The sequence below is a fragment of the Myroides injenensis M09-0166 genome (assembly GCF_000246945.1).
GTDB lineage: Bacteria > Bacteroidota > Bacteroidia > Flavobacteriales > Flavobacteriaceae > Flavobacterium > Flavobacterium injenense.
In genome coordinates, this window is record NZ_BAEX01000162.1 from 1 (window position 1) to 1,276 (window position 1,276).

1 protein-coding gene is annotated in these 1,276 nt (G+C 36.9%); it reads right to left on the reverse strand.

What is annotated here, in order from left to right:
* Positions 1 to 221: 221 nt before the first annotated feature.
* Positions 222 to 1,274: an IS91 family transposase gene (locus RH98_RS14960; RefSeq protein WP_010257605.1), complete on the reverse strand. Its 1,053-nt coding sequence runs from the start codon at positions 1,272 to 1,274 to the stop codon at positions 222 to 224.
* Between the last annotated feature and the right edge of the window lie 2 nt (positions 1,275 to 1,276).

A 1,276-nucleotide genomic window follows, 5' to 3' on the forward strand; every position in this document is an offset into this window, starting at 1 on the left:
TAACTAAGCTTTCGTCTTGCCCGCAGGGCACGAGATGAAAGCCCGTTGAACGGAACCGTAGGAAGCTAATAAAGTATTATGGAGTTATCGAAGTATGACTTTAAGATATACGAGCAGTAATTTTAGGATTACTGCTTTTTTTGTGGTTGAAATTGTGCTGTTTCAATCGTTTTTCGGTGTTTTTTGGAACAATTAAACACAAGTTCCCTTACCCGTAAAAGTTAATTCACAGGCGCAAGTGTGTTTTCGATAAGATATGCTTTTGGCGGACCTCGTTGCCCAAAAACATGTAACGTAACCAAATTACCAATTTTGCAACAATAACATTTTCGATGTTGTGTTTTAGGTTCAACTATCGGTCGGATGATATTTAAATTTTCTTGTAATTGTTGCAATTTACCGCGTTTCCAACTGCTACTTAAAATTCCATAATGACGTATCCGCACAAAGCGTTTAGGCAGAATATGTAAACTAAATCGACGAGTAAATTCTTCATTCTTAAGTGTGAGCTCTTTGGTTTTGCTGTTATCTTTATAATCTTTGTAACTAATAGTAATTTCTTGTTGGCTTACGTTTTTAATACGATGGTTACTAATTGCCACTTTGTGCGTATATCGTCCTAAATATTCGATTACTTGCTTTGGTCCACCAAAAGGACGTTTGGCATAAACCACCCAATTTTTAGTAAACAGCTCATCATATAATTGCTGATTAGCTAACCTTTCTTTACGCAACAGTGCGACATATTTGGCTCGAAAAACCTTGCTCAATGCTTTTACACAAAATAAATATTTATCAGTTTTTATTTTGCGTTTCCATTTTCCATTTCTATCAATTCCACCACCAGGAACAATACAATGTAGATGCGGATGTAAACTCAAATTTTGTCCCCAAGTATGCAGAATAGCAATCATTCCTAAATACATATTTTCGGTTCTTCCGAACTGAGAAAGCGTTGCCCAAACCGATTCAAACAAGATTTTATAAATCAATTGTGGTTGATGAATCGCTAATCCATTAAGCGTATCGGGTAACGTAAAAACTACATGATAATACGAACAGGGCAATAAATCATGTTCGCGAGCTTGAATCCATTCTTCGCGTTTATGTCCTTGACATTTTGGACAATGCCTGTTGCGACAACTGTTGTAACTGATGGTGATGTTTCCACACCCATCACAAGCATCTACATGTCCGCCCAAAGCAGCAGTTCGGCATAAAGTCAGTGCTCTGAGTGTTTTTTCTTGATGAATGGTAAAGTTTTGGTTGGACAAAT